Annotated in this window: 21 protein-coding genes; 6 read left to right on the top strand and 15 right to left on the bottom strand. The window is 38.1% G+C overall.

Features of this window, described 5'->3' with window-relative positions; all coding sequences use genetic code 11:
• Nucleotides 1-35: 35 nt before the first annotated feature.
• From H4J56_RS14265 to H4J56_RS14250, 4 genes are all read left to right on the top strand, one after another.
• Entirely contained in the window at nucleotides 36-599 is a 564-nt protein-coding gene (locus H4J56_RS14265; RefSeq protein ID WP_182222114.1) for a cytochrome b, read from the top strand.
• 35 nt (nucleotides 600-634) lie between these two features.
• Nucleotides 635-1,219, top strand: a complete 585-nt coding sequence (locus H4J56_RS14260; protein WP_182215024.1) for a YceI family protein — start codon at nucleotides 635-637, stop codon at nucleotides 1,217-1,219.
• Between the two features lie 290 nt (nucleotides 1,220-1,509).
• Nucleotides 1,510-1,842 (top strand): PBPRA1643 family SWIM/SEC-C metal-binding motif protein, encoded by a 333-nt coding sequence (locus H4J56_RS14255; RefSeq protein WP_182171187.1) that lies wholly within the window; start codon nucleotides 1,510-1,512, stop codon nucleotides 1,840-1,842.
• A 132-nt stretch (nucleotides 1,843-1,974) separates the two neighbouring features.
• A complete protein-coding gene (locus H4J56_RS14250; protein WP_182259510.1) occupies nucleotides 1,975-3,375 on the top strand; it encodes a hypothetical protein in 1,401 nt (466 codons plus the stop codon).
• A gap of 78 nt (nucleotides 3,376-3,453) precedes the next feature.
• Here the strand turns inward: H4J56_RS14250 and H4J56_RS14245 are convergent, their stop codons facing one another.
• From H4J56_RS14245 to leuS, 15 genes are all read right to left on the bottom strand, one after another.
• On the bottom strand, nucleotides 3,454-4,317 hold the full coding sequence (locus tag H4J56_RS14245) for a hypothetical protein (protein WP_182259509.1): 864 nt from the start codon (nucleotides 4,315-4,317) through the stop codon (nucleotides 3,454-3,456).
• A 10-nt stretch (nucleotides 4,318-4,327) separates the two neighbouring features.
• Complete coding sequence (locus H4J56_RS14240) at nucleotides 4,328-4,708, bottom strand: GntR family transcriptional regulator (RefSeq protein ID WP_182259508.1); 381 nt, start codon at nucleotides 4,706-4,708, stop codon at nucleotides 4,328-4,330.
• 247 nt (nucleotides 4,709-4,955) lie between these two features.
• Nucleotides 4,956-5,924, bottom strand: a complete 969-nt coding sequence (gene lipA / locus H4J56_RS14235; protein ID WP_182215017.1) for a lipoyl synthase — start codon at nucleotides 5,922-5,924, stop codon at nucleotides 4,956-4,958.
• Nucleotides 5,914-6,537, bottom strand: a complete 624-nt coding sequence (gene lipB, locus H4J56_RS14230) for a lipoyl(octanoyl) transferase LipB (protein ID WP_220463210.1) — start codon at nucleotides 6,535-6,537, stop codon at nucleotides 5,914-5,916. The genes lipA and lipB overlap by 11 nt, the downstream gene beginning before the upstream one ends.
• Before the next feature lie 142 nt (nucleotides 6,538-6,679).
• Entirely contained in the window at nucleotides 6,680-6,943 is a 264-nt protein-coding gene (gene ybeD / locus H4J56_RS14225) for a DUF493 family protein YbeD (protein WP_070376102.1), read from the bottom strand.
• A 173-nt stretch (nucleotides 6,944-7,116) separates the two neighbouring features.
• Nucleotides 7,117-8,304, bottom strand: a complete 1,188-nt coding sequence (locus H4J56_RS14220) for a serine hydrolase (RefSeq protein WP_182215016.1) — start codon at nucleotides 8,302-8,304, stop codon at nucleotides 7,117-7,119.
• A gap of 102 nt (nucleotides 8,305-8,406) precedes the next feature.
• Nucleotides 8,407-9,201: a septal ring lytic transglycosylase RlpA family protein gene (locus H4J56_RS14215; protein ID WP_310733545.1), complete on the bottom strand. Its 795-nt coding sequence runs from the start codon at nucleotides 9,199-9,201 to the stop codon at nucleotides 8,407-8,409.
• A gap of 30 nt (nucleotides 9,202-9,231) precedes the next feature.
• On the bottom strand, nucleotides 9,232-10,347 hold the full coding sequence (rodA, locus tag H4J56_RS14210; protein ID WP_182222091.1) for a rod shape-determining protein RodA: 1,116 nt from the start codon (nucleotides 10,345-10,347) through the stop codon (nucleotides 9,232-9,234).
• The gene (mrdA, locus tag H4J56_RS14205; protein WP_182215013.1) at nucleotides 10,347-12,350 is read right to left on the bottom strand and encodes a penicillin-binding protein 2; all 2,004 of its coding nucleotides are present in this window, start codon (nucleotides 12,348-12,350) and stop codon (nucleotides 10,347-10,349) included. The genes rodA and mrdA overlap by 1 nt, the downstream gene beginning before the upstream one ends.
• A gap of 2 nt (nucleotides 12,351-12,352) precedes the next feature.
• Complete coding sequence (gene rlmH / locus H4J56_RS14200; protein WP_070376105.1) at nucleotides 12,353-12,823, bottom strand: 23S rRNA (pseudouridine(1915)-N(3))-methyltransferase RlmH; 471 nt, start codon at nucleotides 12,821-12,823, stop codon at nucleotides 12,353-12,355.
• Between the two features lie 28 nt (nucleotides 12,824-12,851).
• The gene (gene rsfS / locus H4J56_RS14195; protein ID WP_070376106.1) at nucleotides 12,852-13,169 is read right to left on the bottom strand and encodes a ribosome silencing factor; all 318 of its coding nucleotides are present in this window, start codon (nucleotides 13,167-13,169) and stop codon (nucleotides 12,852-12,854) included.
• Between the two features lie 70 nt (nucleotides 13,170-13,239).
• Entirely contained in the window at nucleotides 13,240-13,908 is a 669-nt protein-coding gene (gene nadD, locus H4J56_RS14190; RefSeq protein WP_182259507.1) for a nicotinate-nucleotide adenylyltransferase, read from the bottom strand.
• Nucleotides 13,895-14,938: a DNA polymerase III subunit delta gene (holA, locus tag H4J56_RS14185; protein ID WP_182222094.1), complete on the bottom strand. Its 1,044-nt coding sequence runs from the start codon at nucleotides 14,936-14,938 to the stop codon at nucleotides 13,895-13,897. Before holA ends, nadD begins: the two co-directional genes overlap by 14 nt.
• Nucleotides 14,938-15,459 carry an LPS assembly lipoprotein LptE gene (lptE, locus tag H4J56_RS14180; RefSeq protein ID WP_259364662.1) on the bottom strand — a complete coding sequence of 174 codons (522 nt, stop codon included), beginning with the start codon at nucleotides 15,457-15,459 and terminating at the stop codon, nucleotides 14,938-14,940. Before lptE ends, holA begins: the two co-directional genes overlap by 1 nt.
• A 30-nt stretch (nucleotides 15,460-15,489) precedes the next feature.
• Nucleotides 15,490-18,093, bottom strand: coding sequence for a leucine--tRNA ligase (leuS, locus tag H4J56_RS14175; protein WP_182222095.1), 2,604 nt, complete (start codon nucleotides 18,091-18,093; stop codon nucleotides 15,490-15,492).
• Nucleotides 18,094-18,341: 248 nt separating this feature from the next.
• Between leuS and H4J56_RS14170 the strand changes: the two genes are divergently transcribed.
• Nucleotides 18,342-18,827 (top strand): zinc ribbon-containing protein, encoded by a 486-nt coding sequence (locus tag H4J56_RS14170; RefSeq protein ID WP_182215005.1) that lies wholly within the window; start codon nucleotides 18,342-18,344, stop codon nucleotides 18,825-18,827.
• 117 nt (nucleotides 18,828-18,944) lie between these two features.
• Nucleotides 18,945-21,347, top strand: a complete 2,403-nt coding sequence (locus H4J56_RS14165; RefSeq protein ID WP_182215003.1) for an ATP-binding protein — start codon at nucleotides 18,945-18,947, stop codon at nucleotides 21,345-21,347.
• Nucleotides 21,348-21,388: the final 41 nt, after the last annotated feature.

Here is a 21,388-nt window from a genome sequence, read left to right as displayed (position 1 = left end):
GTAAACTAAATAGTAATATGCTAATGAACATCGAAATTAACATCAAAAACACCACAAAGCACTATGGCTGGGTCAGTATCTTTTTACACTGGTTCGTTGCGTTAACCGTTATTGGACTCTTTGCTTTAGGCTACTGGATGGTTGATCTCGATTATTACAATCCTTGGAATAAACAAGGGCCTGATCTTCATAAAAGTATTGGTATACTTTTGTTCTTTGTAATGATTTTTCGTTTGATTTGGCGCAGCGCTCAGATAAAACCAAAAGCGCTTAAAACACATAGCGATACAGAAAAAAAACTTGGACATTTTATGCATTTATTTTTGTATACTGCACTGTTTATTTTAATGATTTGTGGTTATTTAATTTCTACGGCTGATGGACGTGCAATCGAAGTTTTTCAGTTGATATCAATAATGAGTTTTGGTGAGCTGTTTACTAATCAAGAAGATCTTGCCGGTGCGGTGCATAAATATCTTGCTTACCTATTGATGTGTTCTGTTGTTTTACATGCATTAGCAGCGCTAAAGCATCATTTTATCGATAAAGATAACACCTTAACAAGAATGCTTGGTTATCAGCGTTTAAACAATAAATAGACTTTATTCATACGATTAAATAAAAAAGGACTCACATGAAAAAATTATTACTTGCCTCAATATTGCCAACGCTACTTATGACATCTGCTTTCACTCCAACAGTTAATGCAGCAGACTACATCGTAGATTACAAAGGCGCGCATGCCTCCGTTAACTTCAAAATTAAGCATTTGGGTTACAGTTGGTTAACGGGACGTTTTGATAAATTTAGTGGCAGTTTTAGTTATGATGCAGCTGATTTATCTACGGCTAAAATTGAAATGTTGGTGGATACCACTAGCTTAAATACTAACCATGGCGAACGTGATAAGCATGTTCGTAGTGATGACTTTCTTGATGTGGATAAGTTTGGTAGTGCAAAATTCGTTAGCACTAGCATTACTGATAATGGTCAAAATAAATTAGCAATTAACGGCACTTTAACCTTACACGGTGTTAGTAAAGCCATTATTATTGACGCGATAAAAATTGGTGAGGGTAAAGATCCTTGGGGTGGTTACCGTGTTGGCTTTAGTGGAACAACAAAAATTGGTTTAGCTGATTTTGGTATTCCAGACACGTTAGGACCTGCTTCATCACATGTTGAATTAGAGCTGCATATTGAAGGTATAAAGAAGTAATAAGTGATTGTCTGGCTTACCAAGCCGGTTAATGTCGATTCATATCGTCCCAGTCTCTACTGATAAACTAAAGCCAGCACTGATGCTGGCTTTTTTATAACAATATCTTTATTTTAGAGGCGGAACTGTGAGAAATAGTCGTCGTCTAACGGTGTTATCTCATTAAGTCTGGTTTAGCTCTATGGGTAAACATTATATAAATTTAGCTAAAATTACGTTTAGCTGTTAGAATTCGCGCGAATTTTTTAATGGCTGATTATTCGGCACTCACATTCAATTAAGGTGCTTTTATGTCTAAATTTTTTTATCGCGGTACTCCTGATGTTATGGGCACTCACGGCAGTGCAGGTTATAAACCTAATCGCGGCGTTAAGCTCGGTAGTGCAGCAAAACCATTAATGCTCGTTGTTGCATCAAAAGAAAGGCAGCAAGAAGTTATCGCTATTGTTACTGAGCACAATTTTATTGCTAACATTGAAATTAATGCTGATGTAAAAGAAAATATTGTTGAGCTAGAAGCGGCATTAAATGTCCCTAAAACACAGCGTTTTGATAAAACACCGAACAGAAACGATCCTTGTTCTTGTGGAAGTACTAAAAAATATAAAAAATGCTGTGGATAAATGAGTCATAGTTTTAATAAAAAAGGCTGAGAAATTATTTCTCGGCCTTTTTTATTAAAGCAATTATGGTAAAAAGAGTAAAATTGACAGATACTTACTCCTCAGTTGTTGTTAATAGGAGAGGATCATTAAGTGAAAAAAATCAGCTTAACGCAAGATGAAAATTTATCATTTAAAGTTAGCCAGCAATTATCACCACAAGAATCACAACGTTTTGATCTTTATTTTTCTATTCCCGAAGAAATGGGCATTAATGCTATTACCCTCAGTGAAGATAATTACTTTCACAGCAGTATCCGAAGCCATAGTGCTTACTTTTCTCGCCAAGTGCATTTACCTTTAGTTCGCAGCCGATTTATAAGTCAAAAAAAGGGTGATCAGGGCGACTATCGCAGTAACTTAAATTTATTTTCTTATCAATTTAGGGTCGCACTCGAAACAGATATCAAGCAAGCCCTACAAGAAAAAGATATCGAAATTTATTATCAATATGCACTTGAATTGGTTGATCAAACACAAAGCTTGTTAAAAAAACTGCGCCGCTATACCCCTTTAGATCAAAAACTAAGTTCTTACTTTGAAAATGTAGATAATTACCTAAGCTGGTATACCGAGCAGTCATTTCTTAATTTGCTTGCCAATGGACCAAAAAGCTCGGAACATGCAGAAACCCGAGATGTGTTGTTTGCCTTGTGTCGCCAAGAAAATAATTACCGAACAGAGCGCCAGTATAATTCAAAAATTACGCTAGCAGACCCAAATCGTATCACTAACAAAATGCGCTTGTTGCAGCGATTAAGTGAATTTGGTGTGGTCTTTAAAAGAACCACTCATGACCTAGACAATAATCTAAGACGCTTAGTTCGTGGAAGTATTACCGCTGTCGTTATGGCGTTCGTTATGTCAATTGTGCTCAATGCTCGCTCAGCATTTAACGAAGTAACTTTAGTACTGATCACTTTTTTAGGGGTGATTTATGGTGTCCGTGAAATATTTAAGGATGATCTTACACGCTATCTTTGGCGAAAAATTCAGCGAGGACGACCCAAGTGGCAGCATGTATTTACCGATAGTTTGTCTAAAAATAAAATGTCTATGCAAACCCTATGGCTTGATTATATTAAGAACAAAGACTTACCTGATATTGTTAATAAACATTTTCAACAACGCCGTCAACAAAACAAGCAAGCGGCACAACTCTTACATTTTCGCTGTAATTCAAAAGTTATTGCTAAAGAGTTTATCCCTGGCTTTAAAGAGATTCAGCACCAGATGTTTTTTAATTTAACGCCTTTTGTGCGTTTTTTGAAAAAAGGAGAAGGGCGTTTATATGCTCTTGATGGGAGCAAGATATCTAATCAAGGTGTTGAACGACGTTATCAGATAAATTTAGCGGTTGTGCAAGAGCAAAAAATACCGGGTAATAAAACTAAACAATACATTCAGCGTTTTAAAATAACAATGAATCGTTCGAAAATCATTAACATCGAAGGGATGAAATCAGAACAAAATTTTGAAGGTAACCCACAATAGCATAAATTGGCCAGCTCATTTGCAAATGTGTTATTTGTCATTGAACTGGCCGTAATAAAGTTACCGGTTAATCAATCGCTAAACTATCGAATTATCGGCCTTATAAACATCAAAATTAATCGTCTCTATTTTAATTGTTCTAAGCATACCGCCAATACCAACAAAGGCGATAACTTGAAAGTAGATACTGTTAATAATAATCTCCATATAACCTAGTTCATAAACATCAACTGCTGTGTTTGCCATTAAAAATAAGCTTAAGAAAATACTCACAGAGCCCATTGATTGTAAAGCAAATTGAGTTTGGCTACTTCTGTCCTTAACTGCTTGGTGGGGATCTAAACGTTTGCCGGTAAGGTGCCAAATGGCTAAACCAATAAAGAGTGCATGTACCAAACTCAGTGTCACTATTTTAATAATGAAGTCGCTGGTAATCGCAAAATTATGAATATATAAATCAAATAAAATATAAGAAAATAATAACACCACAGCTGAAGTAACCAATAAAGGTGAAACATAATTGAACAAGTGACGTGGTGTCAAATCTGCGGTGCGGTTGGTACGCTTATTGGCTTTTCTCATCAGTTTAAATTGTCTACACCCAGAGATTTCTAACAACATATAGGGGATAAACTGCACCATACCAAACATTAAGGGTAATCCTTCTGCAAATTTTTGCTTATCACTATAATCTTTTGACATCAAAACATAGAACCCCAGTAATATCAGACCAATAACCAGTATTATTTGATTAAGGAATCGATAACGAACCTTAGCTACATTTAGTTGTTCAGTTGACTCAGGGTAAAGTTTTGGATAACTCTCCGGCGGAAAATTTGTTAAAACCCCATCAATTTTTTTAATTATTTGCTTAGGGTAATAGTATGAAATGAGTATAATTTGGCTTAAAAATAATGTGTAAAATAAAATGTTAATAGACATCTTCTGCTCCTTAATTGTTTTTACTGTTCATTGCACTACTAAAAGCAATACGTATTTCTGAGTCGGTTACCCCTGCCGTTTTACAGGCAGAAATAGCATTATCTAACTGTGCTAAAACATCAGCATTTAAATCCATCTTACTATTTACGATTGCATCAGGGTGAACAAAGGTACCTCGATAACCTTTGCTTTGAATGACTAAGTCTCGTTCTAATAATTTGTAAGCTTTAGCAATAGTTTTACTGTTGAGCTCTAAATCATTAGCCAATTGTCTAATCGAAGGAAGTGGGTCTCCCGGTCTAACCTTATCGCTAATAACCGCTGATTTTATTTGTTCAACGAGTTGTGTAAATAACGGCATCGGATCTTCTATATTAATGGTAATTTCCATATTTCTTTCTCTGCTCCAGTTGTTCCGTGTGTGGTAATGGTACAACTATAACCTCGATCAAGGCAAGTAAAAATAGTTTGTTTTTTGAACTATTGAGGTGTTAAGAAAAGTGTTTGTGATTTATTTTAATAAAATCAAGTTCTTGCGTGGATGTGTGGGTACAGAGGTCGTATACAATAAAGCCTGAATATTTCGGTGATATCAGTGATATCGAGATATTCAGGCTTCAGGTTATTTACAAGGGGGATTACTTAACTTCTTCTCCTGCGGCTTGTTTATCAGCATGATAGCTTGAACGCACTAAAGGCCCACAGGCTGCATGGTTAAAGCCCATCTTAATCGCTTCAGCTTGATACATATCGAAAACATCAGGGTGAACGTAGCGTTCTACCGGTAAATGATGTTTACTCGGTTGTAAATACTGACCAATTGTAAGCATAGTCACGCCATGGCTTCTGAGGTCGCGCATAACTTGTAAAATTTCTTCGTCTGTTTCACCTAGGCCAACCATTAAACCTGACTTTGTCGGTACCGCAGGATTGGCTTCACCAAATTTTTTCAGTAAATCTAACGACCATTGGTAGTTAGCGCCTGGACGTGCTTTGGTATAAAGACGCGGTGCGGTTTCTAAATTATGATTAAAGACATGTGGAGGATTAGCATTTAAAATTTCTAAGGCACGGTCCATGCGACCACGAAAATCAGGGACTAAAATCTCAACTTTAGTATTTGGTGCATGTATGGCTATTTCACTAATACAATCAGCAAACTGTTGAGCGCCACCATCACGTAAATCATCACGGTCAACCGAAGTGATCACCACGTATTTCAGTTTCATATCTTTAAGTGTTAGTGCTAACTTTTTAGCCTCATCAACTTTAGGGGCTAAAGGACGACCGTGGCCAACATCACAAAAAGGGCAACGGCGTGTACAGATATCACCTAAGATCATAAAAGTGGCGGTACCGTGGTTAAAACACTCGGATAAGTTTGGGCAAGAAGCCTCTTCACAGACTGAATGTAAGTCATGTTTACGAAGCGCTGCTTTTATACTGTCAATCCGTTCTGTCGTACGAGGTAGTTTAATACGTAACCATTTAGGCTTTCTAAGCATGGTTTCACGCTCTGAGGGCACAATTTGAATAGGGATATGCGCCATTTTTTCTGCATCACGCATTTTTGTGCCAGGGATAACTCGAGTTGTTTTAGTGGTCATTCATTTCGTCCCAACCAGTTTTATAACTGATATTATTGGTATTTAATAATTTAGCGAGGTGTTTTACTAAGGATTCACCTGCTTGAGCAGTATCTGTTAATTGACTGATATCGGCTGTTTGCACCATTTCTAGTCCTTGATAACCACAAGGATTTATCCGAAGAAAGGGCGATAAGTCCATATTTACATTCAGTGCCAAACCGTGAAAAGAGCAACCTTTACGCACTCGTAAACCTAACGATGCAATTTTCTTTTCGCCAACATAAACCCCTGGTGCGTCAGGTCTAGCTTTGGCGATAATGTTAAAATCAGCTAATGCGGCAATTAAGCCATTTTCAAGTAGCGTTACTAAATCACGCACGCCCATTTTTCGGCGACGTAAATTGATCATAAAGTAGATAACTTGTTGACCAGGGCCGTGATAAGTCACTTGTCCGCCACGATCTACTTTTACTACTTCTATATCACCCGGCATTAGCAAGTGTTCTTCTTTACCTGCTTGCCCTTGTGTGAAAACGGCTGGATGCTCGACTAACCAAAGTTCATCTTGAGTGTCTTCGTTACGATCATCGGTAAATTTTTGCATCCCTTGCCAAACCTTGGTGTAGTCCATAGTGGCAAGTTGTCGAATGATTAACGAATTTTTCAAGTTTATACTTCACTTAATTCTATTGATGCCGATTATATCCAAATAATAATAGGAATACACCGGACAAATACTAAGGTTATTATCGCTACGCTAAAGCGTAATTTTTTTAAAGAACGTAGCGGACGATATCAATAGCCGTTAATTCTGTATAAATTGTTTCTATATGCTCTTTACTGGTAACCGTCACCGCAATTGAAAGCGAATGGTAAGTCCCTTTCGAACTGGCTTTAATTTTAGGAGAGTAATCACCGGGTGCATGCTTTTGTAGTTCATTAATCACTAAATCAGGTAATTCGTCGCAAGCAACGCCCATAACTTTAAAGTTAAGTACGGTCGGAAATTCTAATAATTCATCAAACTTGGTTTTCATTTTCTCTCTCTAAATAGTACTTGGTCAATAGTCAATCTGGGGGTATTTTATCATTAATCAAATAAAATGTGATCATTGTATTTACCGCTTTTATTATTAATCACAATTTTGTCTTAATAATAAAAAACTCGGCATGAGCCGAGTTTAAAATTACAAGGTTTTTTATTTGCTAACTAGTTCACAAATTGTAGTTTCACATAGTCGACTAACTTGCTAAACATGCCGCCTTCATTAACTTCTTGCAAAGTTACTAACGGGTATTCTGCGATGTCTTCACCGTCTAAGCGTAAAAATAGTTTACCAACAACGGTTCCCTTGGCTAACGGCGCTTTTAATTGTTGGTCAAGTTCAATACTGGCGGCTAAATTTTTACGTTGACCACGCGGGACTGTAATAGGGGTATCGAGTAAAATACCCAAGTCGACTTCTTTTACATCGCCCATCCAAACACGATTGGTAGCAAACTTATCACCCGCTTTATAAGGGGTATAGGTTTCGAAGAAACGAAAGCCATAATTAAGTAACTTTTTACTCTCAACTTTTCTTGCTCGTTCGCTTTCCGTACCCATAACAACACTGACTAAGCGCATTCCACCTTTAGTAGCGGATGAAACTAAACTGTAACCTGCCTGAGCGGTATGACCGGTTTTTAAACCGTCAACATTCATGCTTTTATCCCATAATAAATTATTACGGTTGTATTGTTTAATATTGTTATAACTAAAGACTTTTTGGCTGTAAATTTTATATTCTTCAGGTACATCTCGAATAAGTGCCATTGCTAGTGTTGCCATATCACGAGGTGTTGTCTTGTGTTCTTGGCTGTCTAAACCGTGACTGTTTTCAAAGTAACTACTACTCATCCCTAGTTGTGCGGCATGACCATTCATTAACTGAGCAAATGCACCTTCGCTACCGGCAATATGTTCAGCCATAGCAACACAAGCATCATTACCTGAAGCGACAATAATCCCTTGATTTAATAACTCTACAGAAACTTCGGTACCAACTTCAATAAACATAAGCGATGAACCAGGGAAGTTCTTTGCCCAAGCTTTTTCACTGACTTTGACTAAGTCAGTGTTGTTGATATTACCACTTGCTAATTCTTTACCTATGATATAACTGGTCATCATCTTTGTTAAGCTGGCTGGCGCTAACAAAGCATCGGCATTACTCTCTGCAAGAACTTTACCGGTATTGAAGTCAATAAGTATATGACCTTTTGCTTTAACTTCTGGTGGTGATGGAATAATGGTTAACGCTTGGGAAAAAGATGAAAAAGTTAAAGAAATTGCGCCTAAAAGGCAGAGAAGTTTTGTTGAGGTTTTAGCCGTTTTTTTAGCTAATGGGTAAGTCATAATATTCCTACGAAACTGAATGATAAAAGAAGAATTTTTCAGCAGTATACCATCTTTGTTACTGATTGCTATGGTGCTATCGTGGCAAATTGTTACGAATGATTACTTCAGACTGAATGCTTTTGGATAACCTGATTTTTTTAAACTGGTCAATAGGGTGTTTAACGCCTCTTCATCGTTGATTGGGCCGATTTGTACACGAAAAAGGCCATCGTTCATTGGGATTATGGTATTTATTTGATATAAATTCTCTAGGGCTTGGGCTGTTTTATTGGCAAGTACTTCATTCTTAGTGGCGAAAACTTGAATATATTTACGTTGTTCGCTATCTGTAGGTAAGTTATTTTCAGTCAGTTTTTGTTTTATCTCAGTAACAGCAAAATCAGTAATGGCAGTGATCGTGACATTAGCCACGCCTGTTTTCATCATACCTAGTTTATAAGCCGCGCTGTAAGATAAATCAATAATACGGTTTTGATGAAATGGTCCGCGGTCATTTACTCTAACAATTACTGATTGACTATTGGCGTTGTTAGTTACTTTTAAGTAAGTGGGTAGGGGTAAATTTTTATGAGCCGCACTCATAGCGTACATATTATAAATTTCACCATTTGAGGTTAAATGACCATGGAATTTTTCGCCATACCAAGAAGCAATACCCGTTTGGCTAAAATTTTCAGCACTTTTTAATACTGAATAAGTTTTACCACGCACCTGATATTGGCTTTTATTCCCCCCTCTACTATGGGGCTCTGCTCTTGGCGTAATATTAATAAGCTCACTTGCCGTAGGCGCTCGGCTGGGCATACTATCTTTGTGTTGTTGATAGCGTCCGGTATTGACACTGCAGGCAGAAATCGAGACTAAAAGCGTCATCATTAATAGTTGTATTTTCACTGGCAGATTCTTTTTATGTTGTTAATCAATTTAAGCAATAAAACGCTTATGGGTGCTAATCGCCATCAGCATGCCAAAACCTGCAAGTAATGTCACCATTGATGTTCCGCCGTAACTGACTAAGGGCAAAGGAACGCCAACAACAGGCAATAAGCCTGACACCATACCTATGTTCACAAAGACATAAACGAAAAAGGTTAAAGTTATACTACCGGCTAATAGTTTTGTGAAGGCATGGTCGGCATGGACAGCAATCCATAAGCCTCGCATCACTATCATTAAATAGACACTGAGCAGTACTGCGACACCTACAAAGCCAAATTCTTCACTAAACACCGCAAAAATAAAGTCGGTATGGCGTTCAGGTAAAAATTCCAGTTGTGACTGTGTACCTTGTAACCAACCTTTGCCATGCAAACCACCTGAACCAATGGCTATTTTTGATTGAATAATATGATATCCAGAGCCAAGTGGGTCTTGCTCTGGGTCAAGAAAAGTTAATACACGCTGCTTCTGATAGGGCTTCATCAAAAACATCCAAAGAACGGGTGCAAATGCCGATGCTAAGCCAATACAAGCGATAATTAGCTTCCAGCTTGCTCCGGCAAGAAAAATCACAAAAATACCTGAACTGGCGATTAACAGTGACGTACCTAAATCAGGTTGCTTAGCAATTAATAAGGTTGGCAATAACACTAAAATAAATGCAATGGTGATGGTAGATATTTTAGCGGGTAAGTCATATTGGCTAACGTACCAAGCGATCATAATGGGGACAATCAGTTTCATTATTTCAGAAGGCTGAAATTTCATAAAACCCAAGTCTAACCAACGCTGTGCGCCTTTACCTATATGACCGAATAAGAGTACGGCGATTAAGAGCAGCAAACCTAAAATAAATACGGGTACCGCCCATTTTTGATAGGAAAGGGGCGGGATTTGAGCAACGGCGAACATCACCAATAATGCTATACCTAAGCGGGTTATTTGACGGTAAACAATGGCTGCTTCTTGACCACCTGCACTATAAACAACAAATAGCCCTAAGGTCATTAATGCTAAAATACCCAACAAAAGAGGCAAGTCAATATGAATTCTTTGCCAGAAACTTCGCTGTTTTTGTTGGTCATGACCAATATTACGCACTAGTTACGTCCTGTGTTTTTGTCAACACCATAAACATTATTGTGTTGTGGATGCTTACTTTTATCGGTACTAATAATGACTCTATCACCAAAATATTGATCCATAACTTGGCGTGCTACCGGCGCAGCATTAAAACCACCACCACCTTCCAAAACATTTTCAACGACAACCGCAACCACTATTTCTGGATTCTCATAAGGAGCAAAAGCCACAAACATAGCATTGTTTCGCTGCTTTTCTTTAGTGGCTTCTGCATCATATTTCTCATCTTGTTTTTTTGCAATAAGTTGTGCTGTACCCGACTTTCCTGCGGCGTCATAGCGAGCACCTTTAAATGCAGGATATTTCTTTTGTGCCGTGTTATGCATAGCATCAAGCACTAAACTCCAGTGCTTACTGTCTTTTAAAACAATAGGGGGTTTATCATCATATTCTGCCATTTTAGTGACCATTTTATTGATAATATTAACATTACCCTCAGTCTCAGCGGTGGTGATTTCCTCATTGATTTTAACTTCTTCCGCGACTAACTCTGCAGTAGCACGTAAAAAATGTGGGATTTTTATGTCGCCTTTATTCGTTAAAATAGAAAAAGCTTGAGCTAGCTGTAACGGTGTTACTGTCCAGTAGCCTTGACCAATACCAACAGCGATTGTATCGCCGGTATACCAAGGTTTATTGTATCGACTACGCTTGGTTTCTCTACCAGGCAAAATAGCGCGTTTATCTTCCCAGATATCAACACCCGTAAGATCGCCAAAACCAAATTTTTCCATCATGTCGGTAATCGTATCAATATCTAATTGATACGCTAAATTATAAAAGAAAACATTACATGAGTGTTCAATGGCTTGATTAAGATCTACCCAGCCATGGCCGGGGGCCCACCAATCGCGGTATTTACGTTCAAGACCTTTTAGCTGAAACCAGCCAGGGTCGTAGAAGCGTGATTCATTGGTAATTACACCTGCTTCTAATCCTGTTAATCCGAGCAAAGGTTTGACTGTCGAGGCGGGTGGGTAACCTTGTACACTTCGATTAAGTAATGGTCTGTCGTTTTTAGGATTAAGTAATTTACGATAGTTTTTACTACTAATGCCATGAACAAATAAGTTTCCATCATAACTTGGGTTTGAATACATGGCCAATATTTCACCACTTCGTGGATCAATTGCTACTACAGCGCCACGCTTGCCTGCTAAGGCACGTTTAGCAATCATTTGTAATTCAATATCAATACTCAGGGTTAAGTTTTTTCCTGATATTGGGGGCGCATAATCAAGCGTTCTTATAATGCGACCTTGATTATTTATTTCAACTTCTTGATGACCAATAGTGCCATGAAGTATATTTTCATAATATTTTTCTAAACCAAGCTTACCTATATTACGCGTTGCTGCATAATCTTCATCTAAATTTTCTTCGGCCAAACGAATTGAATCTTTAAGGTTAATGCGGGCAACATAACCCAAAGAGTGGGTCGTTAAATCACCAAATGGGTAATATCTTTTAAGACGAGCATCAATAAAAAAACCAGGGAATTTGTGTTGGTTGACAGAAAATAATGCAACTTGTTGTGCGCTTAACCGCGAGTGCAGTTCTACTGGTTTAAAGCGTCGTTTGCTTTTTAGTGCTTCAAAAAGTTTTTGCTGCTTTTCTTCACTGATATCAAGCAACTCACTGACTTCTACAATGTGTTTCTTCAAATCAACCGTTTGCTCAGCAATAACCTCAAGCGAATATACGGGTTTGTTATCAGCAAGTAGAATGCCATTACGATCGTAAATTAGTCCGCGATTAGGTGCAACTGGAAGGAGTTTTATTCGATTGGAATTAGAGCGAGTTTGATATTTTTCATAAGAATTAATTTCTAACTCGTAGATATTGCTAATTAAGGTTAACAATAAAGCGAGTATACCGATAAAGGCAATAAATGTTCTGCGCGCAAATAAATTAGCTTCTGCCGAATGGTTTCGAATAGCAACACGTTTGTTCGATGCCATTATTACTCTCGGTGATACGGGTGATTATTGTTAATGCTCCAAGCTCGATACAGACTTTCAGCAACAACAATACGCACCATTGGATGTGGCAAGGTTAATGGCGATAAAGACCATTTTTGTTCTGAAGCTTTAATACAAGCGGGGGCTAAACCTTCGGGGCCACCAATAAGTAAAGCAACATCGCGGCTGTCTAATTGCCAACGCTTAAGTTGTTGGGCAAGCTGTGGTGTTGTCCACGGTTTACCTTCCACTTCAAGCGTAACAATACGGTTACCTTTTGGAATTGCGTTTAGTAATAATTCGCCTTCTTTTTCTAGAATGCGAGCTATATCGGCGTTTTTACCACGCTTACCTGGCGGGATTTCTACTAAATGAAACGACATGTCGCGCGGAAATCGACGACAATATTCGTTAAAGCCTTGAGTAACCCATGCTGGCATTTTATTGCCAACAGCATATAAGGTAAGTCGCATAATAGTTTAGTTAACCTTCACTATTAGCTTAGTTCCACAATTCTTCTAACTGGTAACGGTCACGAATTTCGTCTGTCATTACGTGAACAATTAAATTGCCTAAATCAACTAACGCCCATTCGCCAACATCATTACCTTCAATACCTAACGGCTCAATACCTTTAGCGCGGCATTCGATGGCAACTGATTGTGCAATAGATTTAACATGGCGATTCGAGTTACCTGAACAGACAACCATATAATCAGCAAAGCCTGATTTTTTTCCGATGTCTAAAGTCGTGATGTCACGACCTTTCATTTCTTCGATTTTTTCAATAACAAATGCGTTTAACGCTTCAACTTGCAAGGGAATTACTCTTAGTGTAAATAATAATGCGCTATAATATCATCATTTTTTCTGCAGGTTAACTAGCAAATTATTTTTGATAGAGTTTTTTTTCAATAATGTAATGATGTACGCATTCTGTTAAGTGATTATTGTGTTTATTATTGCTTAAAAGTTGTTGGCGTATTTCACTTGAAGAAATATTAAGCGACTGGTTTTGATGGAAAATAATGCCGCCGGCATCTTGTTGCTTTATTTCTGCTAGGTCATCTATTTGATGGTTTTTTAATAGTTCTTGGGTGGCGGTATTAATTTGATTTAATTGATAGCCAGGTCGAATATTGACGACAATATGGCATAGTGACAAAATAGTTTGCCATTGATGCCATAGGGTAAAGTTAAGGAACGAGTCCATACCTATGATAAAGAAAACCCGACTGTTGGGTTGTTCTTGTTTTATTTCACGTAGACTTGTTACGGTATAAGAAGCGCTATGTCGTTTTAGTTCGCGATTATCAAGCTGAAATAATGGCTGCTGTTGGCAAACAAGGTTCACCATAGCTGTTCGGTGCTTAGCGCTGGCTGTTGTGGTGTTTTTATGAGGTGGCAAATGCGCAGGTAAAAAGAAGAGTTGTTCAACATTAAGCCATGCTGCTGTTTCTTTAGCTGTTTCAATATGGCCATTATGAATAGGGTCAAACGTTCCCCCCATTATGGCAATATTTTTCTTAATTTCGCTTACTCGTTTAGCCGAATTCATAATCTAAATTGAATTTTTTGGTGGTTTGTCCGTGATAGAGACTTATACAAACATCTGCCAATAATATAAAAGGGTTAAAGTCACTACTGGTTTTACTGATCAAATCAGTTTGTGCTAAACGCGCTTGAGCTTGGTAAATATTGTCACGACTAATATGGTTAAGGGCATACTGATACAGAGGTTTCTTTTTATCCCAAATCCGGTATTTTTTATAAATACTATCGATACTCTCACCTTGTTCAATTTGCTCTAGCATAGTTGATAATTGCGTTATCTCTTTGTGAATAAACCAAATAAGCTGACCGATTGCAGCCCCTTCGTGTTGCAGTTGATCTAACATGCCAATGCACTTTGGCAGGTCACCACTAAGTAAGGTATCAACCACCTGAAAAGGATTGAATTTTGCTTGTTTAATCAGTAATTTTTCTGCGTCTTCAGCAATAATTAGTTGTGTACCAAACAGCAATGAAAATTTTTGTAACTCTTGCTCTAAAGCCGGTAAGTTACCTTCAAAAAGCTCTATCATCAATGGGGTAACATCGTGATGAATATTTAATTTATGCTGTTTGATTTGTTGATTTAACCACTGTTGTAATTGACGACCTTCAATATCATAAAGGGGGACAAAACAACCTAACTGTTCTAATGATTTAAACCATTTTCGTTTTTGACCCGCACTGTCAATTTTAGGACCATGAAAGATTAGCTGTACATCAGGATGAAAGTTTTCACTGAGTTTAAGTAGTATTTTACTGCCGGCGTCAGCTATTTTTCCGGTGACTAGTTCTATTTCAATGATGCGCTGTGCTGAAAATAAGCTCATCGCTTGATACTCTTCAACCAAAAGGTTCCAGTCAAATTTATCGTCAGCACTAAAACGGATAACTTCACTAAATCCCTGTTGCTGACAGTGCTGTTTTATTGTGGTTAAGCTGTTGTTCTTTTGCCAAGGCTCATCACCAAAAACTAACCAAACAGGCTTAAAGCCCTGATTGAGGGTATTAGATAGCTGGTTATGATAGATCCGCATTAGATTTTAATCGTAGAGAGGTCGCGTAAGATTTTATTAGCCGCTTCTTTGCGCATTTCGCTTAACATTAATTCCAGTTCCCGACTTTTAGCAAGCGCAATATTGGGATCATCTTGATAATCGCGATTAAGTTCAAAAACAAAAGAGCGAACATCCTTTTGTGAAAGTACTAGCTGATATCTAACGGTATAAATCAATTCGTATTCTGCCACTTGCCCATTTGGAAATACGGATAAGGTGCGACGGTTTAGGCTGTCTTTTGAAAGTTTAAGTTGCGGGACATTCTCTGTAGCTTGGCTCAGCAACTTTATTTTATTTATCGTTAAGTGCTGCTTAACTTGGCGAGTAAGCTCCCCAAATTTATCAGCGGAACTTAAGTGCAAAGTTTGCAGTTGCGGCGATAATAAATAATCACCGCGTAAAGCAAAGCCACAGCTTGATAAAAACAAGGTGAATAACACCAAAGTAGCCGCGGCTACCCGTGTTTGGTGTTTTGTCGTTTTTTTGTGCATATGGCTCATTTTTATTACCTTTGTAGGACTTTTTTGCGATTAGTTAGCAACAATGTTTAAAAGTTTACCCGGTATATAGATAACTTTACGAATTGTCTTATCATCAATAAAGCGGACCACTGTTTCATCACTTAAACCTAAGGCTTCAACTTCTTCTTTGTTGGCGTTGGCTGAAACGGTAATTTTTGCACGTACCTTACCGTTAACTTGCACGATAATTAACTTCTGGTCTTCAACCAAAGCACTCTCATCAACGATAGGCCAAGATGCTTCTTCAATCGAAGCATTATCGTTATTAGCGCCGCCTAATGTTTTCCAAATTTCATGACACATATGTGGTGTAATTGGTGTCAACATTATAATGACCGCGCGAACGGCTTCTTGCATAACCGCTCTGTCTTCAACACTGACTAAACTTGCTTTCGATAAATGGTTCATTAATTCCATAATTGAAGCTATAGCTGTATTAAAGGTGTTTCTTCGGCCAATATCATCACTGACTTTTGCTATAGTTTTGTGTAACTCGCGGCGTAATGTTTTCTGCGCTGCATTCAAGGTTAATGTGCTCAATAAAGCCACTTCGCCATGTTCTTTTACTTGTTCGCTAAAATCAAAGGCGAGTTTCCAAACACGCTTTAAGAAACGGTGTGCACCTTCAACACCTGAATCAGACCATTCAAGGGTTTGCTCTGGTGGTGAAGTAAACATAATAAATAAACGTACAGTATCAGCGCCATATTTGCCGATAACTTCTTGTGGGTCGATGCCGTTATTTTTTGACTTTGACATTTTACTCATACCAGCAGAAATAACTGGTTTGCCATCAAGCTTACTAACAGCCGAAGTAACTTGTCCTTTTTCATCACGCTCAACGTCTACATCTGTTGGTGAAATCCAATCTTGACCACCATTATCTGCCTCGCGATAATATGTATCTGCTAGTACCATGCCCTGACATAATAACTTTTTAAACGGTTCATCACAGTTTACTAAACCTGCGTCACGCAATAACTTGTGGAAAAAACGTGCGTAAAGTAAATGCAAAATAGCATGCTCAATCCCACCGATGTATTGATCAACCGGTAGCCAATAATTTGCTTTGGCGGGATCAATCATTTGTGTATCATCGTTCGGTGAACAGTAACGTGCGTAATACCAAGAGGATTCCATAAACGTATCAAAGGTATCAGTTTCACGGAATGCTTCTTCACCGTTATAAGTGGTTTTTGCCCACTCAGGATTGTCTTTAATCGGTGATGTAACGCCATTCATGATGACATCTTCAGGCAATTCAACGGGTAACTGGTCAAGAGGTACCGCGACAGATTCACCATTTGCTAGGTGCATCATAGGAATGGGAGTACCCCAATAACGCTGACGAGAAACACCCCAGTCACGCAATCGGTAGTTAACTTTTACAGAGCCTTTATTTTCACTGATTAATTTTTCTGATATCGCTTTAAAGGCCGCCTCAAAGTCTAAACCGTCGTATTCGCCTGAATTAATTAATAATCCCTTTTCAGTAATTGCTGCCTTACTGAAATCGTCGTCTTTGCTACCAGCAATAACTTGGGTAATCTCCAAGCCGTATTTAGTGGCAAATTCGAAGTCACGTTGGTCGTGGCCAGGAACAGACATTACCGCACCTGAACCGTAATCCATTAAGACAAAGTTTGCTGCCCAAACTGGAACGATGTTACCGGTTAGTGGGTGAATCGCTTTAAGACCGGTATCGGCACCTTTTTTCTCCATCGTTGCCATATCGGCTTCGGTAGATTTATTGGTTTTGCATTCAGTGATAAAGTCGTTCAATGCAGGGTTGTTTTTTGCTGCAGCTAAAGCCAGTGGATGCTGCGCAGCAAGTGCTACGTAAGTAACTCCCATGAGGGTATCTGGACGTGTGGTGTAGATGTCAAAGCTTTCATCTGAATCTGCAACTTGGAAGGTCATTTCAATACCTTCGCTGCGGCCAATCCAATTACGTTGCATAGTCTTAACTTGTTCAGGCCATTCAGTAAGTTGGTCTAAATCTGTAAGTAACTCTTCAGCGTAATCAGTGATTTTAATAAACCACTGTGGAATTTCTTTACGTTCAACCGGTGCGCCTGAACGCCAACCACGTCCGTCAATAACCTGCTCGTTTGCCAATACTGTTTGATCAACGGGATCCCAGTTGACCGTAGCATTTTTCTTATAAACTAAACCTTTTTCGTAAAGTTGCGTAAAGAACCATTGTTCCCATTTGTAATAGTCTTTTTTACAAGTTGCTAATTCACGGCTCCAGTCGTAAGCAAAACCCAGTGATTGTAATTGATTACGCATGTAATCAATATTTTCATAGGTCCATTTAGCCGGCGCTGTTTTGTTTTTAATTGCCGCATTTTCTGCAGGCAAACCAAATGCGTCCCAACCCATAGGTTGCATAACATTTTTGCCTTGCAGGCGTTGATAGCGAGAGATAACATCGCCTAAACTATAATTACGCACATGCCCCATATGTAAACGTCCACTTGGATAAGGGAACATAGCAAGACAGTAATATTTTTCTTGGCCGGGCTTTTCTTCGGCTTTAAAGGTATTGTTATCAGTCCAAAATTTTTGAACTTGCGCTTCGATAGCTTGGGGATTGTAAATGGATTCCATTAAAGATTTCTCAAACACTTTAGAATGTGGTGTTCATTAGCCAATCAATAGTAAATTGACCGCGATCATGAACGCATAAAAATAATGGCGATAGAATACCTTATATACCTGTCTCACATCAAGATACTGTTTTGAGCATATTGAAGTAAAGTAAGGATATGTTATAGTTTTTAGAAGTTTATTTGATTTGTTTTTCTATAAAGCTATGACTAGCTATACTTAATCTATAAGTCGTCGAGGAATGTGTTATGAAATCAAAAAATAGTGTTTTTCAAGAGCTTTATCAAGCTTTAGTTACATGGGCAGAAGATGTTAACCAGCATGAGATAACTGATATCGTTAACAAAGTAGAGCAAAGTAAGCTTTACTTGCAAGCGGCAGAAAAATTACCCGAAGAGAAAGTTAAGCAGTTTGTTGATAATTTACGTTTTGATATCAATGAATTTATTATTCAAAATGAAGCACAAGCCAAACATTCCCTCTATTTAGGCTTACTCAATGAGTCTTTCTGGAAAAATATGCAAGCGATCACTGATAAGTCACAAGTGGAGTGGTCAGAGCTTGATGAAGATATTAAGCATCGTGGTCTATATAAAACGGGCGACTTTATTGGTTTTGGTTTGTTAGAGTGCCAGCATTGCCAAGAAAAAATAACATACAGTCATGCGGCGGATGTTGCTGATTGTTTTAATTGCGGCGGTAGTTCTTTTATAAGGTTACCCTTTGCTCCTTAAAACGAAGCTGGGACGCCACTAAAATTTACTAATTATTTAAAATGAGGGTACACTGGCAGTATTAAATTTATTAATTATTATACGCTTGTTTTTTAAGCGTTATCAGTGAGATATTGCATGCCTTCATCCGTTAAGTTAACTTCTTCAATTACTCGGTTACCTGTTGAAAAATTAACTGCTCAATTATCTGCTGAGCAGTTTTCTAATGCTGAAGTCACTCCTGATGTAGAGCAAATTATTATCGGTCATGCTCGCGCTAAAGAGGCGCTTGAATTTGGTTTGTCTATGGAGGCTCCCGGTTTTAATGTTTTTGCTATGGGAGAGCATGGTACGGGTAGACAAACCTTAATTAAGCAAATGTTAGCGACAACCGCTGGCAATCAAGAAACACCTTATGAATGGTGTTATATCAATAATTTTGATGATGTTCATGCACCGCACAACCTCTATTTAAGTCCCGGAGATGGTAAACAATTATTGGCACGTATCAATACTTTTATTGATGAATTATTAGACTTATTTCCTGAGATTTTTGATAACCCAAGTTATCAACGACAAAAGTCGGCGGTTGATCGCGCATTTAATAAAAAATATGATCAAGCCATCGCTGAAGTCGAAGAAAGTGCTTTAAAAGATAATGTTTTATTGTTTGAAGAAAATGGAGAGATTGGTTTTTCACCGCTGGTTGAGGGAAAACCTTTAAATGATAAAGAATTTGCCGGTTTAGATGAAGGTAAACGTGCTGATTTTTATCTGTTGCTAGATAAATTAGAAAATTTCCTCTCTGAAAAATTGATTGAATTACCACAATGGAAACGCATCTCATCTGATAAATTACGTAAATTAAAAAATGAGACTGCAGAACAAGCTATTCGGCCGTTTCTAGAAGAATTAGAGCATGAGTTTGCCAGTAATATTGGCGTGTTAAAGTACTTGTCAAAAGTAAAAACCCATGTAGTTGATACTGTTTTAGAAATTCTTGTTGATGAAAGTGTTGAGAACAGAAACGATAAAGATGCGCGTAAACTTATGGTTGAACAATTTTTACCTAATTTACTCGTTTCTCAAAAACCTGATGCTGGCGCTCCTGTTATATATGAGCAAAACCCAACTTTTCAAAACTTATTTGGCCATGTTGATTTCGCGAGCTTTCAAGGAAGCACCTATACCAGTTATCGATTAATTAGACCTGGAGCGTTACATAAGGCTAATGGCGGTTATTTAATTTTAGAGGCAGACAAGCTACTCAATCAACCCCTTGTCTGGGCACGTTTAAAATTAGCGCTTAAATCACAAGAAATTACCATTGAAAATCCTTACTCTGAATATAGTCAACCGGGATCATTTAGCTTACAACCTGAAAAAATTCCATTAAACGTTAAAGTGATATTGCTCGGCGACCCCGAAATTTATTACATGTTGCAAGACTATGACCAAGAGTTCACCGAATTATTTAGGGTCTTAGCAGACTTTGATCAGTATCTTGAAAGTAACGAAGAAAATCTTAATGATTACGCTCATTTGATTCGCCAGCGTGCACATAAATACAACTATCCACATGTCAGTAATGAAGCTGTATTAGAGCTAGTGCGCTATGCATTGAGACGTGCAGAGCATCAACATAAAATTTCGGCTAATATTGTTCAAGTAAACGACTTACTTGATGAAGCTTTTTATTTGTGGAAGAAAACAGACAACAAAGGTCATTTAACTGCCAGCCATGTTGCTTTAGCGCTTGCAGCTAAACAGCGAAGAACTGGCCGAATGAGTGAGGCATGGTTAGGTGAAATAAAAGAAAAACAAGTATTGATTGACACCCAAGGGCACCATATCGGTAAAGTAAATGGTTTAACTGTCTTAGAAATAGGGGACAGTGTTTTTGGAACGCCTGCGCGCATCACAGCAACCGTTTATGCGGGAAGTGAAGGCGTCACCGATATAGAAAGAGAAGTAGACTTAGGTAAGTCTATTCACTCCAAAGGTGTGCTGTTATTAACCGGGTATTTAGGACATAAATACGGGCAAGGTTTTCCAGTGTCAATTTCTGCCAACCTTGCAATAGAACAGTCTTACGGACATATTGATGGTGACAGCGCGTCTATGGCGGAACTTTGTGCGCTTATTTCTGCTATTTCTTTACTGCCAATTAAACAAGGCTTTGCCATTACTGGTTCGATTAATCAGCACGGAGGTGTGCAATCAATTGGTGGCGTTAATGAAAAAATTGAAGGTTTTTATCGTTTATGTAAAGACGAAGGCTTAACGGGAAAGCAAGGGGTTATTATTCCGCGCACCAATGTTAATAATCTGATGTTAGCGGACGATGTTATTGAAGCGGTTAAAAACAACCAATTTGCCATTCACGCTGTTGAAGACATTGATCAAGCATTAGAGTTGCTGATGAATGAACCCGCTGGAGAAATTAGTCGAACGGGGCGCTACCCAAGAAAATCTATTCATGGTTTAGTTTTAAATAAACTTTCACTTTTTTCTGATTTGTTAACGGGTGCTGACGAGTAATTAAAATATTATCTACGTTTAAATGATTTTAATATAGGTCA

Origin of the sequence: Colwellia sp. BRX8-4 (assembly GCF_014077345.1) — a bacterium.
In the GTDB taxonomy this organism is placed as follows: domain Bacteria; phylum Pseudomonadota; class Gammaproteobacteria; order Enterobacterales; family Alteromonadaceae; genus Colwellia_A.
Note: the sequence above shows the minus strand (reverse complement) of the source record. Positions and strands in the feature narration are given on the sequence as shown.